Origin of the sequence: Rhizobium favelukesii (assembly GCF_000577275.2) — a bacterium.
GTDB classification, from domain to species: domain Bacteria; phylum Pseudomonadota; class Alphaproteobacteria; order Rhizobiales; family Rhizobiaceae; genus Rhizobium; species Rhizobium favelukesii.
This window is the reverse complement of sequence record NZ_HG916854.1, coordinates 297280-317478: the sequence shown is the minus strand read 5'-3', so window position 1 is coordinate 317478 and position 20199 is coordinate 297280. Positions and strand designations below refer to the sequence as shown.

The 20199-nt window shown below is 59.2% G+C and carries 15 protein-coding genes and 6 pseudogenes; 3 read left to right on the top strand and 18 right to left on the bottom strand.

Annotated elements, in window-relative coordinates:
- Positions 1-75: 75 nt before the first annotated feature.
- Positions 76-3462, top strand: coding sequence for a hybrid sensor histidine kinase/response regulator (locus LPU83_RS61515; protein ID WP_024316567.1), 3387 nt, complete (start codon positions 76-78; stop codon positions 3460-3462).
- Positions 3455-4366, top strand: coding sequence for a response regulator transcription factor (locus tag LPU83_RS61510; RefSeq protein ID WP_040680806.1), 912 nt, complete (start codon positions 3455-3457; stop codon positions 4364-4366). Before LPU83_RS61515 ends, LPU83_RS61510 begins: the two co-directional genes overlap by 8 nt.
- A 530-nt stretch (positions 4367-4896) precedes the next feature.
- Here LPU83_RS61510 and LPU83_RS61505 read toward each other — a convergent pair.
- A complete protein-coding gene (locus LPU83_RS61505) occupies positions 4897-5322 on the bottom strand; it encodes a hypothetical protein (protein ID WP_157997377.1) in 426 nt (141 codons plus the stop codon).
- 96 nt (positions 5323-5418) lie between these two features.
- On the opposite strand from LPU83_RS61505, the gene LPU83_RS61500 reads away from it, so the two are divergent.
- The gene (locus LPU83_RS61500; RefSeq protein ID WP_024316569.1) at positions 5419-6372 is read left to right on the top strand and encodes a sulfonate ABC transporter substrate-binding protein; all 954 of its coding nucleotides are present in this window, start codon (positions 5419-5421) and stop codon (positions 6370-6372) included.
- A gap of 111 nt (positions 6373-6483) precedes the next feature.
- On the opposite strand, the gene LPU83_RS61495 is transcribed toward LPU83_RS61500, so the two are convergent.
- From LPU83_RS61495 to paoA, 17 genes and pseudogenes are all read right to left on the bottom strand, one after another.
- Positions 6484-7125 (bottom strand): RES family NAD+ phosphorylase, encoded by a 642-nt coding sequence (locus LPU83_RS61495; RefSeq protein WP_024316570.1) that lies wholly within the window; start codon positions 7123-7125, stop codon positions 6484-6486.
- Entirely contained in the window at positions 7122-7898 is a 777-nt protein-coding gene (locus LPU83_RS61490) for a hypothetical protein (protein ID WP_024316571.1), read from the bottom strand. Before LPU83_RS61490 ends, LPU83_RS61495 begins: the two co-directional genes overlap by 4 nt.
- A gap of 145 nt (positions 7899-8043) precedes the next feature.
- Positions 8044-8327 (bottom strand): annotated as a pseudogene (locus LPU83_RS61485) (DUF1330 domain-containing protein).
- A 186-nt stretch (positions 8328-8513) separates the two neighbouring features.
- Positions 8514-9728, bottom strand: coding sequence for an IS701 family transposase (locus LPU83_RS61480; RefSeq protein ID WP_082321218.1), 1215 nt, complete (start codon positions 9726-9728; stop codon positions 8514-8516).
- 274 nt (positions 9729-10002) lie between these two features.
- Positions 10003-11265, bottom strand: coding sequence for a type II toxin-antitoxin system HipA family toxin (locus LPU83_RS61475; protein ID WP_024319223.1), 1263 nt, complete (start codon positions 11263-11265; stop codon positions 10003-10005).
- Positions 11262-11492 carry a helix-turn-helix transcriptional regulator gene (locus tag LPU83_RS61470; protein WP_018859659.1) on the bottom strand — a complete coding sequence of 77 codons (231 nt, stop codon included), beginning with the start codon at positions 11490-11492 and terminating at the stop codon, positions 11262-11264. The genes LPU83_RS61475 and LPU83_RS61470 overlap by 4 nt, the downstream gene beginning before the upstream one ends.
- Positions 11493-11722: 230 nt before the next feature.
- Entirely contained in the window at positions 11723-11944 is a 222-nt protein-coding gene (locus tag LPU83_RS74455; RefSeq protein WP_024319222.1) for a hypothetical protein, read from the bottom strand.
- Complete coding sequence (locus tag LPU83_RS74450; RefSeq protein ID WP_231052458.1) at positions 11863-12069, bottom strand: TraG/TraD/VirD4 family protein; 207 nt, start codon at positions 12067-12069, stop codon at positions 11863-11865. The genes LPU83_RS74455 and LPU83_RS74450 overlap by 82 nt, the downstream gene beginning before the upstream one ends.
- A gap of 128 nt (positions 12070-12197) precedes the next feature.
- Positions 12198-12371 (bottom strand): annotated as a pseudogene (locus LPU83_RS74445) (hypothetical protein); the annotation flags it as partial.
- 535 nt (positions 12372-12906) lie between these two features.
- Positions 12907-14289: an IS701 family transposase gene (locus LPU83_RS61460; RefSeq protein ID WP_037068948.1), complete on the bottom strand. Its 1383-nt coding sequence runs from the start codon at positions 14287-14289 to the stop codon at positions 12907-12909.
- 141 nt (positions 14290-14430) lie between these two features.
- Positions 14431-14862 (bottom strand): annotated as a pseudogene (locus tag LPU83_RS61455) (IS5 family transposase); the annotation flags it as partial.
- A 79-nt stretch (positions 14863-14941) separates the two neighbouring features.
- A pseudogene (locus LPU83_RS74440) lies at positions 14942-15301 on the bottom strand (chromosome partitioning protein ParB); the annotation flags it as partial.
- 276 nt (positions 15302-15577) lie between these two features.
- Positions 15578-15888: pseudogene (locus tag LPU83_RS61445) on the bottom strand (PIN domain-containing protein); the annotation flags it as partial.
- Positions 15885-16138, bottom strand: a pseudogene (locus LPU83_RS74435) (FitA-like ribbon-helix-helix domain-containing protein). The pseudogenes LPU83_RS74435 and LPU83_RS61445, both read right to left, overlap by 4 nt.
- Before the next feature lie 22 nt (positions 16139-16160).
- Positions 16161-18353, bottom strand: coding sequence for an aldehyde oxidoreductase molybdenum-binding subunit PaoC (paoC, locus tag LPU83_RS61435; RefSeq protein ID WP_024316686.1), 2193 nt, complete (start codon positions 18351-18353; stop codon positions 16161-16163).
- Between the two features lie 3 nt (positions 18354-18356).
- A complete protein-coding gene (locus LPU83_RS61430; protein ID WP_024316685.1) occupies positions 18357-19307 on the bottom strand; it encodes an FAD binding domain-containing protein in 951 nt (316 codons plus the stop codon).
- On the bottom strand, positions 19304-19942 hold the full coding sequence (gene paoA, locus LPU83_RS61425) for an aldehyde dehydrogenase iron-sulfur subunit PaoA (protein WP_037070973.1): 639 nt from the start codon (positions 19940-19942) through the stop codon (positions 19304-19306). Before paoA ends, LPU83_RS61430 begins: the two co-directional genes overlap by 4 nt.
- Positions 19943-20199: the final 257 nt, after the last annotated feature.

Here is a 20199-nt window from a genome sequence, read left to right as displayed (position 1 = left end):
ACCACACTCTTAAGCCCTGCGTCGTTCCGTGTTACGAACGCATGACAAGGGGAACAAAGGGGCTGGCACGAACGCATGGCAGCGCGGCAACGCATCATTCCAGTCAGGCGCGAATACAATCGCTGGGTCGCGAACCAGACACTCGAAGACTACGCGCTGCGCTTTACTGCGAAGAGCGCACGGCAATTCTCCTCCCAGCGTATTTCGCAAACCGCGATCGGCGCGATTTCCTTCCTGGCGCTTGAGGCTATCGGCGGCGCAATTACGCTGTCCTACGGCACGACCAACGCCTTCTACGCGATCCTCGTCGCCTCTATCGCCATGCTGGCGATTGGCCTGCCCATCAGCCGCTATGCGATCCGCCATGGCGTCGACATCGATCTGCTGACGCGCGGTGCGAGCTTCGGCTACATCGGCTCGACCGTCACCTCGCTGATCTATGCCAGCTTCACCTTCATGCTGTTTGCGATCGAAGCCTCGATCATGTCGGGTGCGCTGGAGCTGACGCTCGGCATCCCGCTCTGGATCGGCTACATCATCAGCGCCGTCATGGTCATTCCGCTGGTAACGCATGGAGTCCGCCTTATCAGCCGGTTTCAACTGCTCACGCAGCCGTTCTGGATCGTACTCAACGTTCTTCCCTTCATTTTCATTGCCGTGATGGACTGGGAGAAGTTCGATCTCTGGCGGGCCTTCGCTGGCATCCGCCACGCCTCCGGCCCTCCGGGCACTGTCGCGTCCTTCGATCTCGTGGAGTTCGGCGCAGCGTCCGCCGTCATCCTGGCGCTGATGTCGCAGATCGGTGAGCAGGCCGACTTCCTGCGCTTCCTGCCGCCGGAAAAGCAGCGCAACTGGCGCCATCGCCTGGCCGTCTTCCTTGCCGGTCCAGGCTGGGTCATCATCGGGGCGCCAAAGCTGCTTGCGGGCTCCTTTCTGGTCGTCCTGACCTTCGCTTCGGGCGTACCGGTCGATCGCGCCGCCGATCCCGCACAGATGTACCTGACGGCGTTCGGCTACATGATCCCCTGGCACAATGCCGCATTGCTGCTGATGGCCGCCTTCGTGGTGGTCTCGCAGCTGAAGATCAATGTGATGAACGCCTATGCCGGATCGCTCGCCTGGTCGAACTTCTTCTCACGCCTGACGCACAGCCATCCTGGCCGCGTCATCTGGCTCATTTTCAACGTGGCGATTGCGCTTCTCCTGATGGAGCTTGGCATCTACAGGCTGCTCGAGGAGACGCTCGGCATCTTTTCGATTATCGCCATGGCATGGCTTTGCACGATCTCCGCCGATCTCTTCATCAACAAGCCGCTTGGCCTCGCCCCTCCCGGCATCGAATTCAAGCGCGCCCACCTCTACGATATCAACCCGGTCGGCCTTGGCGCCATGACGCTGTCGGCCGGCATCGCGTTGATTGCGCATTTCGGGGTCTTCGGCTCCATCGCCGCGTCGCTGGCTCCCTACATCAGTCTCGTTGTCGCGCTCATTGCCTCGCCGCTGATCGCCTGGGGTACGAAGGGCAAGTTCTACCTCGCGCGCAAGCCGCGCCACAGCTGGAAGAACCTGACCAACATCACCTGCTCGGTCTGCGAACATCCCTTCGAGCCGGAAGACATGGCCTGGTGCCCGGCCTACGCGGCACCGATCTGCTCGCTCTGCTGTTCGCTCGACAGCCGATGCCACGATATGTGCAAACCGAAGGCGCGCTTGAATGCCCAGATCGGCACGGTCGCCAAGGCAGTGCTGCCTGAGACCGTCGTCGAGAAGCTGACCACCCGCCTTGGCCGCTACGGCATTGCCGTCGTGCTGGCGCTCACCGCGGTCGGCGCCATCCTTGCGATGATCGCCCATCAAGTTTCCGCCGCTTCGCCGGAAACCGCCGAGGTGGTCAACGGCACCATCCTGGTCGTCTTCTTCGTCTTTGCGGTCATCGCCGGGGTCGTCTGCTGGTTCTATGTGCTTGCCCATGATAGCCGGGTCGTCGCCGAGGAGGAATCTTCGCGCCAGAACACGCTGCTGCTGAAGGAAATCGCTGCCCACAAGAAGACGGACGCGGCGCTGCAGACCGCCAAGGAAACGGCAGAGGCCGCCAACCGCGCCAAGAGCCGCTATGTCGTCGGCCTCAGTCACGAATTGCGCACACCGCTCAATGCCGTCCTCGGCTACGCGCAGATCCTCGAGCGCGACGAGACGATTCCCGCCCCGCGGCAATCCTCGATCAAGGTGATCCGCCGCAGCGCCGAGCACCTGTCTGGTCTTATCGATGGGCTTCTCGATATTTCCAAGATCGAAGCCGGGCGCCTGCAGGTCTATTCCAACGAGATCAACATCCAGGATTTCCTGGATCAGATCGTCGACATGTTCCGCCCGCAGGCACATGCCAAGGGACTGACCTTCCATCATGACCGCTCGCCGGCCCTTCCGCAATTTGTGCGCACCGACGAGAAGCGGCTGCGCCAGATTCTCGTCAACCTGCTCTCCAACGCCATCAAGTTCACCGACGAGGGCAGCGTCACCTTCGACGTCGGATACCGCAGCCAGGTGGCGACCTTCACGGTCACCGACACTGGCCGCGGCATCGCCGAGAAGGACTTGAGCCGCATCTACGAGCCGTTCCAGCGTGGCGAGGCCGACAGCATCCGGCCGATGCCCGGCCTCGGTCTTGGTCTGACGATCACGCGGCTTTTGACCAACACGCTCGGCGGCGAAATCTCGGTGAGCAGCGAGAGGGACCGTGGAACGGTGTTTCGCGTTCGGCTTATGCTTTCGGCTGTGCTTCGCGAAATGAGCGTCCCACCACAGGAGAAGAAGATCATCAGTTACGACGGGCCGCGTCGTACGATTGTCGTCGTGGACGATAATGAAGACCACCGCGAAATGATGCGCGAGGTTCTTGTCCCTCTCGACTTTGTCGTCCTGACTGCCGCGAGCGGCGCCGACTGCCTGACCTTAATCGAAGGCATCCAGCCCGATCTTTTTCTCGTCGATATCTTGATGCCCGGCATGAATGGATGGCAACTCGTTTCGCGCCTGCGCGCACATGGCCAGGTCGCTCCGATCGTCATGCTGTCAGCCAATATCGGCGATGCCGCCGCTCACCGCGACAGCGACGACAGTCACAATGATGCCATCGGCAAGCCGGTCGACATCAAGCAGCTGCGTGACAAGCTTGCACTCCATCTGGGCCTGAAATGGCTCTATGCGGAGGCGACCCCGCCTACCCCCACCAAGCATGAACGGCCGTTGCTGAGCCCGGGACCCGCGCATCTGCAGGAATTGTTGCGGCTCGCCGAGATCGGCTACATCAGGGGCATCGAGGCAAAGCTCGCCGACCTTGCCAAGGTGGAGGCAAATCAGCCATTTACGGATGACCTCCGTACTTATGTTGCCGCCTTCGATCTCAACGGCTTCATGAATTTCCTGCATCGCTTTGATAAGAAGGTAGAAACCCTTGGCTGAGCTTCCGCGCGACATCGTTCTGCTGGTGGATGACTCGCCGGAAGCACTGGGGTTCCTGACCGACGCTCTGGAACAATCCGGATTCTCGGTATTGATAGCAACGTCGGGATCGGCGGCGCTAAATATCGTGGAGCGCATTACCCCCGACCTCATACTGCTGGATGCGGTCATGCCATCCATGGATGGATTTGAAACCTGCAGGAAACTGAAGGCAAACCCGGCGATCAGTCAGATCCCCGTCATCTTCATGACCGGGCTGACGGAGACCGAGCACGTCGTTCGTGCTCTCGAATCCGGAGGCGTCGACTACCTGACGAAGCCGATCAACATCGATGAGCTGCGCGCCCGCATCGGAGTCCATCTACGCAACGCGCGTTCGGCGCTGAGCGCCCGCGTGGCGCTGGATGCTGCCGGCAGGCATCTCCTTGCGGTCAAGGGCAATGGGAATATTCACTGGTCGACGCCACAGGCGACGCGCCTCGTCAATGCCGCAATGGAGCGAGACGACGCGATGGATACCGTGGTCGGCAAGATTGCCGATTGGATGAAGACCCGCTCGGGATCGGCGCGCGACGGCGCGATCTCCGTTTCGCGTGCCGGCAAAGACGTGCTTCAGCTCGCCTTCCTCGGCGCGATCGGTGCTGACGAATATCTGTTTCGTCTCACGGCGAACAATGCGCGCGCCGACGACGAGGTGCTGCGCCGGCATTTTTCGCTGACACAGAGGGAATCCGAGGTTTTGCTATGGATTGCGAAGGGCAAGGCAAATCGCGACATTGGCGAGATTCTTGGCCTTTCGGCGCGCACCGTAAACAAGCATCTCGAACAGATCTACGTGAAGCTCGGTGTCGAAAACCGCGCCTCTGCCGCCGTCAAAGCCGCTCATGTCCTGCACGAGATGTGATTCACTTCGAATGCTTCGGAGAAAGCCGCATTGATCCGCAAAGCGCGCGAACGCGCTATCCAATCGCTCCAAGGTTTCACTCGAAAACATTGCGCAGACCGGTTGCCTGACCAATGGCGGTAGCTAAAGTTGAAGCCCATGCAGCAGAGACCAACGGCTGTGGCGTGCTGCCCCTGGATGAGAACTCGGTTCTTCATGGATATTGCCTCTTTGAGAGTCGTCCATGATGGTTCACTTCAGCCTGGGGGAAAAAATCCTTGTGGGGAAAGTGTTAATAGAAATGCGGGGAAAGTATCAATAGGTGTGCGGGGGAAGCGTCAATAGCCTAAAATAGGCCTTACCGGGCTTCCAACTGCTGGAAGACGAAAACGCCAAGCCGCAGATCGTGATGATCGAGCAGCAACTGGTGCCACCATGCATCGCGCTGGAATGGGCCCTCGACGCACTGAAAGACCCGGCACCCTAAACTTAGTATCGACAACCGAAGAAAACTCCTAATCTAAGCATCGCTGTCTGCAGTTCCTTGATCCTCATAAAGGCAGGCCTCGATTGGGAGTTTCGTCCGCGATCAGTAGATTGTCGCGGTTGCCAGCGGCCTCCTCAGGTTCACAGACCCCAAATAGATGCTGGAGGAATGCATTGCCGGGACTGGTATCGCACAGATCATCGGGTGGGGCAGCGAACGGCTCGAGAACCGCGAGCTGATCGATTTCCTTCCGGCCTGGCGAGGCAAGCATTTGCGCTTTTGCTTCATTCAGCGCCTGTAGCCGAGAACCAATGGACCAATTTCGGATGGCCGCCGTGAAGCAAAGCTTCTTGGATGCTGTGATCAAAGGCGCTTTTCCAGTGCCGGTGAAGGTCACCTGGACTTTGAGACCATCGTCAAGCGGCCCCCGCGTTAAAATCCGGATCAGCATGAGGCGCAGTTCTTTTTGCTCGCTGTCGGGACAGAACAAAAAGCGAATCCCGGAGAAGCGGACGCGCGAGTACGTATATTCTAGTAAAAATGTAGAGACACTTTAATTTAGCGTCGTCTTATTCCGGAGGGTATGATGAAAATCACGAGACGAGCTTTCACTGCGGTGGTGGCAGGTGCCATCGCGACACCTTTGACGCATGTTCGACTGGCTGGCGCGGCTGACAAGGTCGTACGTATCGGCTACCAGAAATATGGGACTCTGGTGCTTCTCAAGGGCAAAGGGACGCTGGAGAAGAAACTTGAACCCATCGACTACAAGCTTGAATGGACCGAGTTTCCGGGCGGTCCCCAGCTCCTCGAGGCCCTGAACGCTGGTGCTGTCGATTTCGGATCGACCGGCGAAACGCCGCCGATCTTCGCCCAGGCCGCGAACGCTCCGCTTGTCTACATCGCACACGAGCCGCCCGCCCCGCGCGGCGAAGCCATACTTGTCCCGAAGGATAGCCCCATAAACTCTGTTGCGGACCTGAAGGGCAAGAAGGTCGCCTTCAACAAGGGCTCGAACGTGCATTACCTGCTCGTTAGGGCGCTCGAAGAAGCTGGCTTGTCCTATGAGGACGTGGAGCCATCGTTCCTCGCCCCGGCCGACGGTCGCGCAGCCTTCGAAAAGGGCGCGGTGGATGCATGGGTCATCTGGGATCCCTTCCAGGCAGCTGCGGAAGTGGCGATCGAAGCGCGAGAACTCAGAAACGGCGTGGGCATCGTTCCCAATCAACAGTTCTATCTCGGCACCAGGGCGCTGGTCGACGGCCACGCCCAGGCGATCGATGTCTTGATCGACGCCATTTCCGAGATTGACGAATGGACCAAGTCCGACACGACGGCTGCGGCTGCAGAGTTATCACCATCGGTCGGCATCCCTGAACCTGTCCTCGTCAAGGCGCTCGAGCGTCAGTCCTACGGGGTCAAGAACCTGGATGACGCCGTCGTCGCGCAGCAGCAAGACATCGCCGACACCTTTTTCAAACTCAAGCTCATTCCCAAGAAGGTGACGATTGCCGACGTTGTCCGCAAGGGCAAGGCGTGACGCCCAGCTGCCGCATGCGTCGCGTTGACCGATAGATAAAAGAGTTCCGCTTCTGTCGGGACTCGCAGACTTTCGGGAAAAGGTTGAAAGCCGCCAGCTGGGAGACGACCGTCAGATAATCGTAATTCCTGCGCGCTTACCCCAGCCCCTCAACTCGAGAAGAAGGTTGGGATTTGTAGCTACATCGATACAATCCAAGACATCAAAGTCGCTCTCTCGGAGACGGTCTCCAAAAAAGATCAGGCAGCTCTCCGGATCGCATTGGCGCGACGTCCAGATCAAGCCTTTGATATCGGGATACGCTCTGTGAAGAGCCTGCGCCCACAAGACCGTTTTCAGATAGGCCGACTTTGGTGTCTCTATCAAATTCGTGCGGGCGATACCCCAGGCTTTGAGGTCGGGGGAATAAAGATTGACGACAGGAAGGTCTTTATTTGGAACGATTCTGCTGACGCTCCGCGATTGGATCGTGCCCAAGCGAATGGTTTTAAATCGCGCAGTAGGAGCAATATCATGAAATATGCTCTCGAACGCGGCAGCCTCCCGGCTGGTCGCCGCATAAAGCGATGGAACACATGTGCCAGTCGCGTCTGCGAACGGCGCAAATCTGGTCGGTTGCCCGAGGCACGGATTGAACTGACCCGGACGAAACGCAGATGCATGTGTCCGATGAAGTACCGATCCAGCGCTGATCGTCGCGATATTGACGGTCGCGAATGCAGCCGGTGGAGGAGGAACACTGTTCCCCCTCACCCAATAACCTCCTCATGTTCCTTCTTCGCCGCAGCCACCAGGGCGTCCGCATTGTCGAGGAGATCGATAGGTGCGGCATCTTCCAGCCAGCCGTTCGACGACACGAACCACCACGCCTTCTGCCAGGCTGTCATGGATTGAGGAAGCGCCGCCAGAACCTGCTTTATGGTTGGGTGCGGTCGGCCGTCCTGGAACTGAAACGCCGGGAAAAACTCAGAGCCTCGATGCTGAACGGAAATGATTTCGCCATTCTTCTTCCAGCGCGCTGCTGTTGCGTAGCTGTTCTTTGCGCTGGATCCAGACTGCTTTCCAACATCGATACTACTTAGTTGAGGCACCTCCTGGACAAAGCGATCACGTAACGCAAGATTGTCTGCCGCAAGCACGCCGCGCGCATCTTCGAGTTCGTCCGGCAAAAGCACTTCCGCTAGTTTGCCTATGGCTGCTTCCAGTCGATTCTCTTCGACCGAACCGCTTACCCGGACCAGTGCGTCAGCGAAAGTTTTCACAGACTCCTTGCCGGCCCCGGATAAATTCCGGTGGAGACGCAGAATGACGGAGTCGCCGAATGCGATTTCGGCCACCGCATTGGCGAACCGCTGTAGCTCTTGCTCAGTTCCTCCGACCCTCAAAGTCTTGCCTTTCCGCAAAGAACCGAGGGCCTCAAAAATCGCAGCCGATAGTTTCGCCTGGACAGCACTTGTGTCCTTACTGGGGATCGCCGGTGAAGCCAGGTCATCTATCAGTATTGCATGGTCGAACAGTGGCTGCATTTTGGAGCCTCATGAGTTTAGTGATGAATCTTCCATATCACTTATGTCACGCCATGTCGATATCAAGTGTTCGGCCGGGCCCGCGATCATGGCAAAGCTGCCACACGCGATCGAAAACTGCGCTGCCGTTCTCTTGCGAATGGCATTACACGCCGCACAAGGCAATGATCCGCGAACCTGCTGCAGCCTGACGCTGGTATGCGAGTGGCGCATATTCGGGGGACGTAAAGAGACTGCGGATGGCATCCATGTCCGGAAATTCGATCATCAACATGTTGGTCGATTGCCATTCTTCGAGCTCGAGCGGGCGTCATCGAGAGCGATGAGGCGGCCGCCAGCTTTTGCCACCAAGGGCAGAGCCTTCGAGCGGTAATCTGCGATTGCTTCAGAGTCGTGAATGTCGAGGTCGACAACGAGATAGGCGGACATGACTGTCTCCATCTAATGAGTTTGAAGTTTAGCATTACAGTTGCATTTTAGTTTTGAGATGAGCTCGTCGAGCGGCCGCCTGATGGGCGCGTCTCCAGCATGACCATGCGATGACGTAGGCGGGGTTTATGCGACGCTGGGCGAGTCTGATGGCGATGCGCCGGACTTCCTGGATAGACCAGCGGATCAAATCCTGATGGTCGGCATCCGCGGTCTTTTTGGGGGCGTCGCGTCATTGGCGCGGTACCGGATCACCGCCATCATGGCGAAGGCAAGCATGACGAGGGAGACGTGGCGATGCCAGCCATGCCATGACCGGGTTTCATTGTGATCGAGTCCGAGCTCGTTCTTGGCGGTCTCGAAGCTGTCTTCGATCGCCCAGCGATGGCCTTCAACGGAAACGAGCGTCTGGATGTCCGTCCCGGCCAGGCACCATGTGGTGAAGAATGCGAGATCACCGTCGCTGATATTGCGCCGGATCAGGAGGCCACGGGTCCAAAGCCCTGATGTCGTCTCGTTGTATTCGTCGGCATCGAGATCGGCGAGTTCACAGTAGGCCCAGTCATGAAGCCGCGCGCCTTTGGTGCCCTCACCGGCGGAAAGACGCTGCCATGCACTTGAATCGAGATCACGGGCGATCTCCTGCGCTGTGCCGGCGACCGGAGGCTTACCCGACCAGGAGCCGAAATGGTGGTCCGATTTAACCCCAAGAACGTAGCCTTTGCAGGCTCGACGCAGGGTCCCTTCAACGTCCCCGACGCCATAGACCGCATCTGCGGCCACCCATGAAAACGGCACATCGGCTGCCAGCGCACGCCGTATCATCTCGACAGCCAGGCCTGGCTTGGTAGCGAAGGCTGTAGCCTGAGGAACATGAGCTGCTGCCAGCCTTGCCGGATCGCCGGTCCAGCTTTTGGGCAAGTACAGGGCCCGATCGATAAAGGCATGACCGCGAACGGACACATAGGCGGCGAACACACCGATCTGGCAGTTCGTTATCTTGCCAGCCGAACCTGTATATTGACGTGCAACACCGCACGATGTCTTGCCCTGCTTGAGGAAGCCCGTCTCGTCGATGACCAGGACCGCATCATCCGTGGCGAGGTTTTCTACGACATACTCTCGCACGATGTCGCGAAGTGCGTCCGCGTCCCAGCGCCCGCGCCCCAGAATGGCTTGTTGCCGCCACGGGCCGGGATCACCGGCCGCCTCAGCACGCATCCAACCTGTCTTACGCCGCTCGTCACCCAGCAAGCCGTCCAGGAAAAGGTTCGCAGAGGCTGCAACTCGCTCCTGCGTAAACAGTCTGCGCATGCGAGCCTTCACGTCGCGCAACGATGATGCCCAAAGCTCAAGCGTCGTCTCGATTGATGCACCTGTCATCCATGACCTCCGAATCATGGAGACCCATAGATTCAGACCACAGATAGATATGCAACTGTAATGTTAGAGGCGTGTCTTGCGGGATGTGGTGACGCGGCTTATGGCAAGTGCCGCCACTTCACCATGCGCTCCCCGGTCTTGAGCTTCTCGACCAGCTCGACCCTCGGGAGGCGCACCTTTGCAGATATGTCCTGTCTCGCGAGGATTCGCCGCAAGCCGCGCGAGCGCGCTGCGACCGGCGCTACAACTCCATATTTGGGTTAGGTCGGCGGAGATGGCTGGCGCTGTTGAGCTAAATGCTTAGCGCTACGAGTTTGGCACGGTCTGAGATCAAAGCTGCCACGTGATTTAGTGTCACTGGATCTGCGGCAAGCGGAGATATCTTTTCTGATAATTGGGTTATCGCTTCACCTGTGGCATCGGCTAACTCCTTCACCCGGCGGCGTACCAAAAGTAAGCCAACACCCGTCTCCTTCGAGAAAGCCTGCCAACCAGCGGCGTCCATTTCTGCAAGTGTTGCGCGTTTTCCGACCCGCATAGCCATTTTCGGAGAAAGGTCTGGATGGGCCACCGTGGATAGCAGATCGTACAGCGGAGCCATTCGCGGTCCCCGATTATCATAAAGGATCGAGAAATTCTTGCCGTGGGCGTCCGCATTTCCGACAATGAGATTGAAAATCGCAGCATCCAAGAGCTTTGCGATGTCTGGGCCCGGCCGCTCAGATACCCGCCGCAACAACTCAAAACAATCCCTGAAGGTCGGGCCGCCCTCGCTTGCATACTTCGTTTCAGGTGGCACACCGAGTGCTTGGCAAAAGTCCTCCTGGTGAATGCGGTGAACTACGCCGTCAGCGTTGCGATAGCGATCGTATCGCTCAGCCAAAAGAAAAGGGCGACCATTCGCGGACCTCGGTTCGACGGGAGCAACGTCGAGCCCGATTGCGGCAGCAAGCCTCATCACGAAGGCTTCATTCTCGGTGGTCCCTGGAAAGCGCGCAATTGGTGGCTTCAAGATGTGCGTAGTCGCCTGGCCTGGAAGCGGAAGCGCGACTTGGCCATCGATTAGAACAACTGGAACTTTTGATTGGGCGCCCGCAAGCGATAGCCTTAAGCCTTCTTGACCGGCCAGCAGCGGCCGCGTCGGAAGTGCGTCCAATATCCGAACGATTCCCACCTCATCCAGAGGTGTCGTTTGCTGATCCGCAATCGGTCCTGCCCCGATCGGTTCCTGATCTTCAGGCAAAAGCTGAAGCGCGCCGGCGACGTCGCCGCCCAAGCGATCAAGAAGCGCGAAGTCGTTGGCAGGTGAAACACCCAACGCCTGCGCCGCAACAAGACGCTGGCTTTCTTCGGGCAGCAGGCCGCCGAAAAATGGTCGGCATTCACGGCGAGAAAAACGCTCTGGACGCTTCGGAAGTGAAGCCGACAGCGGAAGCGTCTTTTCGTCATCAAGCCAAGCTTCAGTGTAGGCGAAGCCGATGTCGCCATGCTTATCTTGGGTGAATTGCCCGACAATGCGACCATCCCACCAGACGTTGAGAACCCTTACCGTCATTTTCTACGTTCACCAGGGGCCAGAATATCAATCGAACAACCCAGCGTTTGCAGAACCTGCAAAACCTTTCCGATCTGAGCTGTCGGCTTGCCGGCTTCGAGGTCTACAATGAACCGGAGGCCAACTCCAGAGACCCCGGCAAGCTCGTCCTGTCGCAAGTTTTGCTCCTTGCGTGCGCTTCGTACTAGGGCGCCGATATCGGCTGGACTTCTGACTTGTTTTGCCATCTTTATTTCCCGATCGGGAAAAATAGCAGCATATCAGCCGCCCTGTCGAGTAAAATTTCCCGATCGGGAAAATAACCAGCGCCAGGTGATCCATATTTGGGAAAATTTCCCGATCGGGAAATTCAGGTGGAGCCGATGCGATGCCGGGAACTTCGGCCGATTGGGAGTTATGGCCCCGCTGATTGGGAATCGCAGCGGTTCCTATCCTACTGGAAGCCTTGCAGATCAAATCACACCATCGGATTCCGGTCCAACTTTCCTCGATATGACGAATGCCTGTGCGAAACGATCGCGTCAACGAGCGCAGGCGGTTTCGAACCCGTCAGCAGCAGCATCTTGCCGGTCTTCATTTCCAGGATATGATCGGCGGTCATGAGCTTCTGGCGCTGCTCGGCGGTGGAGGTTTTGCGGCTCTCACCGAATTTGGCGGACGATTGCTTGGTACGGCGCAATCGCCAACCGCATTCACGGCCCAATTGGCGGTTTCGAACTCGGCGCGGCCAAGACCGAAAATGCGGGTGGTGACGCAGGAGCCGAGAATGCTAGCGGTGTCGCCCTTGCCGTAGACGCTTTCGATCTGGCCCTTGTCCTGGGTGATAAACAGCGCTTCGATGCCGCAGCCGGCGGCACGTTTGCGATGTTGATCAGCTTTTCCATGCGGCCGAGACGGACAAACTCGTCCAGCACCAGGAGCACGTTCTTTTTCGGCTTCTTCGCGCCTTCAAGGCGCACGGCCATGCCGAGAATGATGTTTGTCAGCAATCGGAGAAAGACGGCCTGGGCGTCCACCTGGTCGAGCGGCACGACCATGAAGAGGTCGGCGCGACCCTCGAACAAGTTTTCGAGCGGGCATGTGGTTGCACCGAGGAAGCTGTGCATTTCATCAGAGCGCGCCCAATCGAAGGCCTTCTTGATCGTCGTCTTGATCGCGCTCTGGGGAGATATATTCTCCGGGGATTGTCGAACACTGGCGACTTCCGACGAGTGTCTTCATGGACAGTCCGTTGATCACGGGGTCTGCGCGGGGCTGAAGTAGCCTTGGTGCCCCTTCACTGCAGCTGTTTACGCCCGACGTTTCGTCGGAATGAAGTTCTTCAAGCCTCCCTGCGATGGGGCGGGACGTGATTTTTTCAAGGGTGATAACACGTGACCACGCTTTACAATCCTGAACGCATCGAAAAAGACTCGCTCGGAAATATCGCAATCCCCTCTGAGGCGTACTATGGGGCTCAGACGGCCCGAGGTATCGCGAATTTCCCAATATCTGGCATAAAAATTTGCTGGTACCCTGTTTTCATCAGGGCGCTCGCTTTCGTAAAATTATCCGCATCACGCGCGAATGCTAAACTCGGTCATCTATCGGCCGATAAGGCAGCCATAATCTCTTAGCTTAGACTTAGCTCGACTTTGTACATTATGCAGCGAAGCAAAGTGCTTGTGTCATCCGCTTGAGGCGGCTTGGTTGAGTTTCAGGAATGTCCGGGTCTGGCGGGTGCTGTCGATAAATATCCTGATCCCACAGGATCATGCGAACCGCACCGATGGCATCGGAGAAGGTGAACTCTGTTTTCTTGTACCAGGCGGCGGCATAGGGAAGGACGCCATGACCGAGCAGATCGCATGCCCAGAGTGTGACGAGGCTGTAGAGCGCCAGCAGCGACGGGGTCGTGCGCATGATGGCTTTGTCGTTCCACTGCCGTTGGGTTTCCACGCCAAGATGCGCTCGCGTTTCGGCGAAGGTGACCTCGATCTGCCAGCGCCGAACGAAATAGGCAATGATCTGAGCGGGCTCAAGGTTGACGTTGGTGCTCATGAACGCCTGGGGTTCACGACGGCCTGATGGATCGCGAACGAGAACCCAGCGAATTGGTCTTGGGGGCGTTCCACGCCGATACCAGAGGCCGGTTCCTGATGTGACATCAAGGGTTTTGTCGGTTTGCTTGCCGTACCAGGACGATGCGACGATGCGCTGCCACTCGGTCTTTGCGTCTTTGAGGAGCGTTTTCAGTTTCGGCAATGGCCTGCCTTTTTGCGCCGGTCGCCCGAGCGTATGTTCGTGCCGTTGATCTGGTGGAGCAAAGAGACTGGCATCCAGACGCAACCGCGTGATGAGAGTGGCCGTGTCGGGAAGAGCCGCAGCCAGTGTATGAACGGCAAAGCTGCTATCGCCGACAAAGATGATTTCGCGGCCCGGCAGCCAGCGGCAAAGCTGCAAGACGCCTTGCCTTGCCCAATCAGTCAGCAGCTTGTGCTTTCGGCCCTTCTTCTGATCATGGCGCTCAGAGGGACACAGGATCGTCAGCACCGGCAGGGCTTTAATACATTTTGCCCATGGGACAGGTGAAAGAACCATGAAGCTCAACCATCTCAAGCCGCTGGCTTTGACAAAGTGGCCATGGCTGGAGCGCACCGGGTCACGATAAATTCCACGCGCGGCGATGCGTTGGCCCCAACGCCGTTCGATTGTATCATCCATGCCAATCACGACAGGGCCCTCGGGCACGAGCCGGGCAACAATGATGGACAGCAGACGGGCCGCCAACGTGCGAGGGTTCCAGCGGGCTCGGTTGAGGAGTTGATGATAGGCGGCAAAATTACTTACCTCCGCGCGTCCGGTGATGCGCAGGCAGGCCGTCACCGTTCGCTTGCCAGGCGAAAGGAGCGCACCCATCACCAGGACCAGCAGATGCTCCCAGCTTGGCGCGGTAAACCAGAAACGAAACGGCGACAGCCATTTGCGAAGGATGTGGGGGACCGCGTCTCCCGGCTCACGGCTACAATCATGTTGTTCGCTCATCCATTCGTTCGAATCCGATCAAACGAATGGCGCAAGGCCGGGACCCTGCGGCGAATTGATTCACCCAGGGCTGCTCAGATGCCCCCGAAATCACCACCGATTTTGTACAAAGTCGAGCTTAGAACCGGACTCGAAAAGAATTCAATAATCGTAATATCTTGCGAGGCGTCGGGTCAGGATGCGGATGTGAGCGATGATGATCCAGGTTTCAGCCGAAGCGATTGATTTCTCCCAATCCTTGGCCAATCGTCGGCATCGGCCGAGCCACGCGAAGGTGCGCTCCACGACCCAACGGCGCGGCAGGACTTCGAAGCCCTTGGCCTTGTCGGTTCGTTTGACGATCTGGAGAGTAAACGTAGCGATCTTTTGCAGCGCGCCCCTCAGCTTCGGTCCGGCATAGCCGCCATCGGCGAAGATATGTCTGAGCCAAGGCCAGCGCTTGAGAATGGATTTGAGGACAGCGGCTGCGCCGTCGCGATCCTGAACATCAGCGCTATGAACCATGAGGCCGACCATCAATCCCAGCGTATCGACGACGATGTGACGCTTGCGCCCCTTGATCTTCTTGCCCGCGCCCCGGAAGACTGGCGGCAACGCTAAACCGGGGACGATTCAAACGGCACTTCTGGGGAGTATTGATCCGGTATCGAAACGCGAGCAAGGCCATCAGGCTCGCATAGTCCAGAGCGGCGACGAAGCCCCAGAGGTCGAGCACATCACGCGGCATGTCCGCCGCCAATCCGGCATGACGATCATTCAGCATCTTCGCCGCCGTGTCCTCGATGCCGTCGGTGTGGGCCGCGAGGTAGTTGCTGGTCGGGCGGACTTCGAGGCAATGGGCCTCGCTGCCGCCGCGATAGAAGGTCTGCGCCGCCAGCGTGTGGAGGACGGCTATGAGTGCCATATCCGGCTGCTCGCCAAGGGCGAGACGCAGGCCAAGGGTGCGATGCGCGGTCAGGTCGCGGAAGAGCGAATCCGACGGCGGCTTGCCATCATCCCCGGCGTCTTCTTCCGGTTCCGGCTCGCTCGCAGAAAACTGGTCGCCTTCGCCTCGCTGTGCGGGGTGTTGCGGGCATTCTTCGGGTGCTTCTTGAGCTAGTTGAGCGGGATGAAGACGGTCGCGCCGTTTTCGATGGTCGGGGCGATGGTTGCGATCGTGGTCATGGTCGTTCCTCTCATGGGCTTGGGTTGGAGCGCTGCGCTGCGCTGCCGTGACTGGTGCGACTGTCTGAGTTCACAGAAAGACGCCCCACCTGGAAAGCCGTGACCAGCACGCTGGCTCGATTTCATCAGCCTTGCCGATAGCCTTCCAAGACGAACGGGCACGCGCCATTAGCTCCGAGTAAACTGGGAGGTAAGGACGTCGAATGGCAGGATGCGCGCTCGGCAAAGTGGGAGCACTTCACCCTCGAGGCGATCGCGAAGGATTGTTTGCCGCTTACCTGCAGGCATAGAAGCAATCCCGAAACGAAGTTCAGCGATTGATATTGCGGACAGGAACAATGTCTCGACGACCTGGGCATCCAGCCAAGCGATTAGCGCCTCATCGGGAGCCGGTTCCCATGGCTCGTATATCACATTGATGTCCAGCGAGATCATTCGAAAGTCATTGGTTCAGTTGGCGACTTTGCTGCAAAGCTTCAACGTCTCGATTGGAACGCTCTGCTTCACGGCCGATTTCCGCGAGAAGAGAACCGAGCTTCACTCGCTCCGACGGATGAACCGCGGATTCGAGAATATCACGGATCTCGGCTTCCGTGCTACGGCCATGGTGAGCCGCTCGCACCCGCAGAGCGCGATGTGTTTCATCGGAAAGGTTTCGAATGGTGAGGCGGACGGCGGTCGTCAAACCGACAGCCGTCCGTTTGCGGTCAGGCAGGCATGCCTTCGATCAGTTTGTCGAGCGTGATCGGATAGTGTCGGACGCGGACGCCTGTCGCGTTGTAGATGGCGTTGGCGATCGCGGCGGAGACGCCGCAAAGGCCTAGCTCGCCGACACCTTTCGCTTTCATCGGCGACGACATCGGATCTGTCTCGTCCATGAAAATCACGTCCTGACGCGGAATGTCTGCATGGACCGCGACCTCGTAGCCGGCGAGGTCGTGGTTGACGAAGAAGCCGCGCCGGGTATCGACGGCAAGTTCTTCCGACAGGGCGCCGCCGGCTCCCATGGTCATGGCTCCGATCACCTGGCTGCGAGCCGTGATTGGATTGAGGATGCGGCCGGCGGCGCAGACGGCCAGCATCCGCCGGAGGCGCGTCTCGCCAGTCGCGACGTCGACGCCGACCTCAATGAAGTGCGCGCCGAAGGTCGACTGTTGGTGGGTTTCCGTAAGGTCGCCCCATGTTATTGTGTCCTCTCCGACGAGCCCTTCCTGCCCCGCGGCTTCGGCGAGCGGAACCGAACGATTGCCCGAGCGCACGTCGCCGTTCTCGAAGACAACGTCCTTAGAATTGAAGCCGAGTTTCTTGGCCGCGGCCTCGCGCAGCTTTACGCAAGCGGCATAAACGCCCGAGGTCGACGAGTTCGCACCGAATTGTCCACCCGATCCGGCCGACACGGGGAACCGGGAGTCTCCGAGCTGGACGGCGACCTTGTCGATCCCCACACCCATCATCTCGGCAGCAGTCTGCGCAATGATAGTATAGCTGCCAGTACCAATGTCGGTCATGTCGGTCTCGACCGTCACGACGCCCTGCCTGTCGAGCTTCACCCGCGCCCCGGACGGCAGGACGAGGTTGTTGCGGAAGGCCGCGGCGACGCCCATGCCGACCAGCCAGTTCCCTTCGCGGCGGGATCCGGCCTTGGGCCGGTTGCTCCAGCCGAACCGTTCGGCGCCGAGCTTCAGACAGCCGACAAGGTCTCGATGAGAAAACGGACGCTCGGGCTTTTCCGGGTCGACCTGGGTGTCGTTGACGATCCTGAACTCGACCGGATCCATACCGACCTTCTCGGCCATCTCGTCGATCGCGATCTCCAGCGCCATCAACCCGGGCGCCTCGCCGGGCGCACGCATGGCGTTGCCTTCGGGAAGGTCCAGCGTGGCGAGGCGCATGGCCGTCATCCGGTTGCCTCCGGCGTAGAGGAGCCGTGTCTGGTTGACGGCCGTTTCGAGCTGGCCCCCCTCGAGATCGCCCGACCAGCTTTCGTGGGCGATCGCGGTAATCTTCCCGTCGTGCCCCGCGCCGATGCGGATGCGCTGGATCGTCGCTGGACGATGCGTCGTGTTGTTCATCATGAACGGGCGCGGCAGGGCGACCTTGACCGGTCGCTTGGCGGCCTTGGCAGCGAACGCTGCGAGGACAGCGTCCGATCGAAGAAAGAGCTTGCCACCGAACCCGCCACCGATGAATGGAGACATGAGGTGGATCTTCTCCTTGTCGACGTCGAGCGTCGTTGCGAGGTCGGAGCGCCACCAGTCGATCATCTGGCTCGAAGTCCACACCGTCACCTCGTCGCCGTTCCATGCGGCGATGGAAGCGTGCGGCTCCATCATCGCGTGGGACTGGTCGGGGGTGGTGTAGGTTTCCTCGAAGGTAACTGGCGCGCTCTTGAACGCGGACTCGAAGTCGCCGGCCGCAGAGTCCGGCTGCACAGACTCGTCCGGTTTTTTAGCTGAGGCCTGTGCTTCCTTGAGGTCGAACGCACCTTTCTCCTCAGCGTAGGCGACCTTGATCAAGGCAGCTGCCGCGCGAGCCTGTTCAAAGGTCTCCGCGACGACGACAGCGATCGCCTGGTGGTAGTGCTGGATCTTGTCGCCGCCGAAGAGCTTGGCCGTGTTGAACTTGCCCTTCTTACGGTCGCCGACGTCGAGGGTCGTGACAACGGCGAGGACGCCTGCCGCCATCTTGACGGCGGAGACGTCCATCGATTTTATCCGGCCCTTGGCGATGGCCGAACCGACGGGATAGCCGTAGGCGTATGGCATATTGGGGTCATGCCACTCGTAGGCGTACATCGCCCTTCCGGTCGTCTTGAGCTGCCCGTCGATGCGGTGGATCGGTTGGCCGACGACCTTCAGCCGGTCGATCGGATTGGTGGTTGCTGGCCTATCAAACTTCATGGCTCAACCCCTTGCTTCTGAAAGGACGGCGCCGAGCGTGCGCTTGACCAGCTCGACTTTGAAACGGTTCTGCTCCGTGGGATGGGCGTCGGCGAGGATGGCGCCTGCGACAGCCTGAGCACCTTTCGGAAGCTCGGCTTCGGCCGCCTCGACCCGCCAGGGCTTGTGTGCGACGCCACCGACCGCGACATGTCCGGTTCCGTCGGGCTGGATGACGGCTCCGACCGAGACGAGCGCGAAGGCGTAGGAGGCGCGGTCGCGAACCTTGCGGTAAATGTGCTTCCCACCGATCGGCGGCGGCAGCATGACGGCGGTGATGAACTCGCCACGCTCGAGGACGGTCTCGATATGCGGCGTGTCGCCGGGCAGACGATAAAAGTCAGCAATTGGGATCGAGTGCTCGCTTCCGTCTGCCTTTACCGTCTCGACGGTCGCATCGAGAACCCGCATGGCGATTGCCATGTCGCTTGGATGGGTGGCGATGCAAGCATCGCTGCCACCGACGACAGCATGCTGGCGGGAGAAGCCACCGATGGCCGAACAGCCGCTGCCCGGCTGGCGCTTGTTGCATGGCTGATTGGTGTCGTAGAAGTACGGACAGCGCGTCCGCTGCAGAAGGTTTCCTGCCGTCGTCGCCTTGTTGCGTAGCTGCCCCGAGGCACCGGCCACGAGCGCTCGTGATAGAAGTCCGTAGTCGCGACGGACGACTTCGTGCGCTGCGAGATCCGTATTCCTCACGAGAGCGCCGATACGCAGTCCGCCCTCGGGAGTGATTTCGATCTTGTCGAGACTAAGACCGTTCACGTCGATCAGGTGCGTCGGCGCCTCGATCTCAAGCTTCATGAGATCGAGCAGGTTCGTGCCGCCGGCGATGAACTTTGCTTCAGGGTTGGATGCGACCGCCTTGGCCGCGGCCTCGACAGATGAGGCCCGTTCGTAGGTAAAGGCTTTCATGCTTTGATCCCCGCGAATTCCGAAATGGCGTCGAGAATGTTGGAGTAGGCCCCGCAACGACAGATGTTGCCGCTCATGCGTTCGCGCACTTCGGCTGCAGTCAACTGCGCCGGGCTGTTCAAATCGCCGGTGACGTGGCTGGGAATGTTCGACTTGATCTCGTCGAGCACCGCCAGGGAGGAACAGATCTGACCGGGCGTGCAGTAGCCGCACTGGAAGCCGTCGTGTTTGACGAAGGCGGCCTGCATTGGATGGAGTTCGCCGGGCCTTCCGAGGCCTTCGATCGTCGTGATCTCGTCGCCCTCGTGCATGACGGCCAGCGTCAGGCAGGAGTTGATCCGCCGTCCGTCGACGATGACCGTGCACGCGCCGCATTGGCCGTGATCGCAGCCCTTCTTGGTGCCGGTGAGGTGGAGATGTTCGCGCAGCGCGTCGAGCAGCGTGGTTCTGTTGTCGACGTCGAGATCGCGTTCCTCGCCGTTGACCATGAAGGTTACCTTCGTCGTGTAATCCATTGTTCTCCCTGCGGATTGCGCCGCCGCGCCTTTGGCGACGGTCCCAGTAACCGCGATCGTCGCGGCCGACGAGATAAGCAGGTCGCGACGGGAAAGTTCCAGTTGGGCAGGGTTTTGCATGTCCATCTCCACTTCGTTTTATTCGTTGGACGGAGGCATCAGGCCCGATGGGCTTGATGCCAACTTGCAAAGGTAGGGCGCCGGAAAATTTGTTTAGGGTGCTTTTACTGCATGCAGTTATCGATCACGCTCATGAGTGACCGACATCGGGCTGGGTTTCTGCGGTCTGAGGCGGGCGGGCATAACGCTGAGATCTACGAATTTCACGCGTCGGGCAGTCCTCGGTGCTACGGCACCGGCCACCCTTCCCTCTGCGC

What these genes read in the sequence shown, in the direction of transcription:
- LPU83_RS61515 (WP_024316567.1), top strand. Translation starts at nt 76, where the DNA reads ATGGCAGCGCGGCAACGCATCATTCCAGTCAGGCGCGAATACAATCGC.
- LPU83_RS61500 (WP_024316569.1), top strand. Translation starts at nt 5,419, where the DNA reads ATGAAAATCACGAGACGAGCTTTCACTGCGGTGGTGGCAGGTGCCATC.
- LPU83_RS61490 (WP_024316571.1), bottom strand. Translation starts at nt 7,898, where the DNA reads ATGCAGCCACTGTTCGACCATGCAATACTGATAGATGACCTGGCTTCA.
- LPU83_RS61480 (WP_082321218.1), bottom strand. Translation starts at nt 9,728, where the DNA reads ATGATTCGGAGGTCATGGATGACAGGTGCATCAATCGAGACGACGCTT.
- LPU83_RS61475 (WP_024319223.1), bottom strand. Translation starts at nt 11,265, where the DNA reads ATGACGGTAAGGGTTCTCAACGTCTGGTGGGATGGTCGCATTGTCGGG.
- LPU83_RS61470 (WP_018859659.1), bottom strand. Translation starts at nt 11,492, where the DNA reads ATGGCAAAACAAGTCAGAAGTCCAGCCGATATCGGCGCCCTAGTACGA.
- LPU83_RS61460 (WP_037068948.1), bottom strand. Translation starts at nt 14,289, where the DNA reads ATGAGCGAACAACATGATTGTAGCCGTGAGCCGGGAGACGCGGTCCCC.
- paoC (WP_024316686.1), bottom strand. Translation starts at nt 18,353, where the DNA reads ATGAAGTTTGATAGGCCAGCAACCACCAATCCGATCGACCGGCTGAAG.
- LPU83_RS61430 (WP_024316685.1), bottom strand. Translation starts at nt 19,307, where the DNA reads ATGAAAGCCTTTACCTACGAACGGGCCTCATCTGTCGAGGCCGCGGCC.
- paoA (WP_037070973.1), bottom strand. Translation starts at nt 19,942, where the DNA reads ATGCAAAACCCTGCCCAACTGGAACTTTCCCGTCGCGACCTGCTTATC.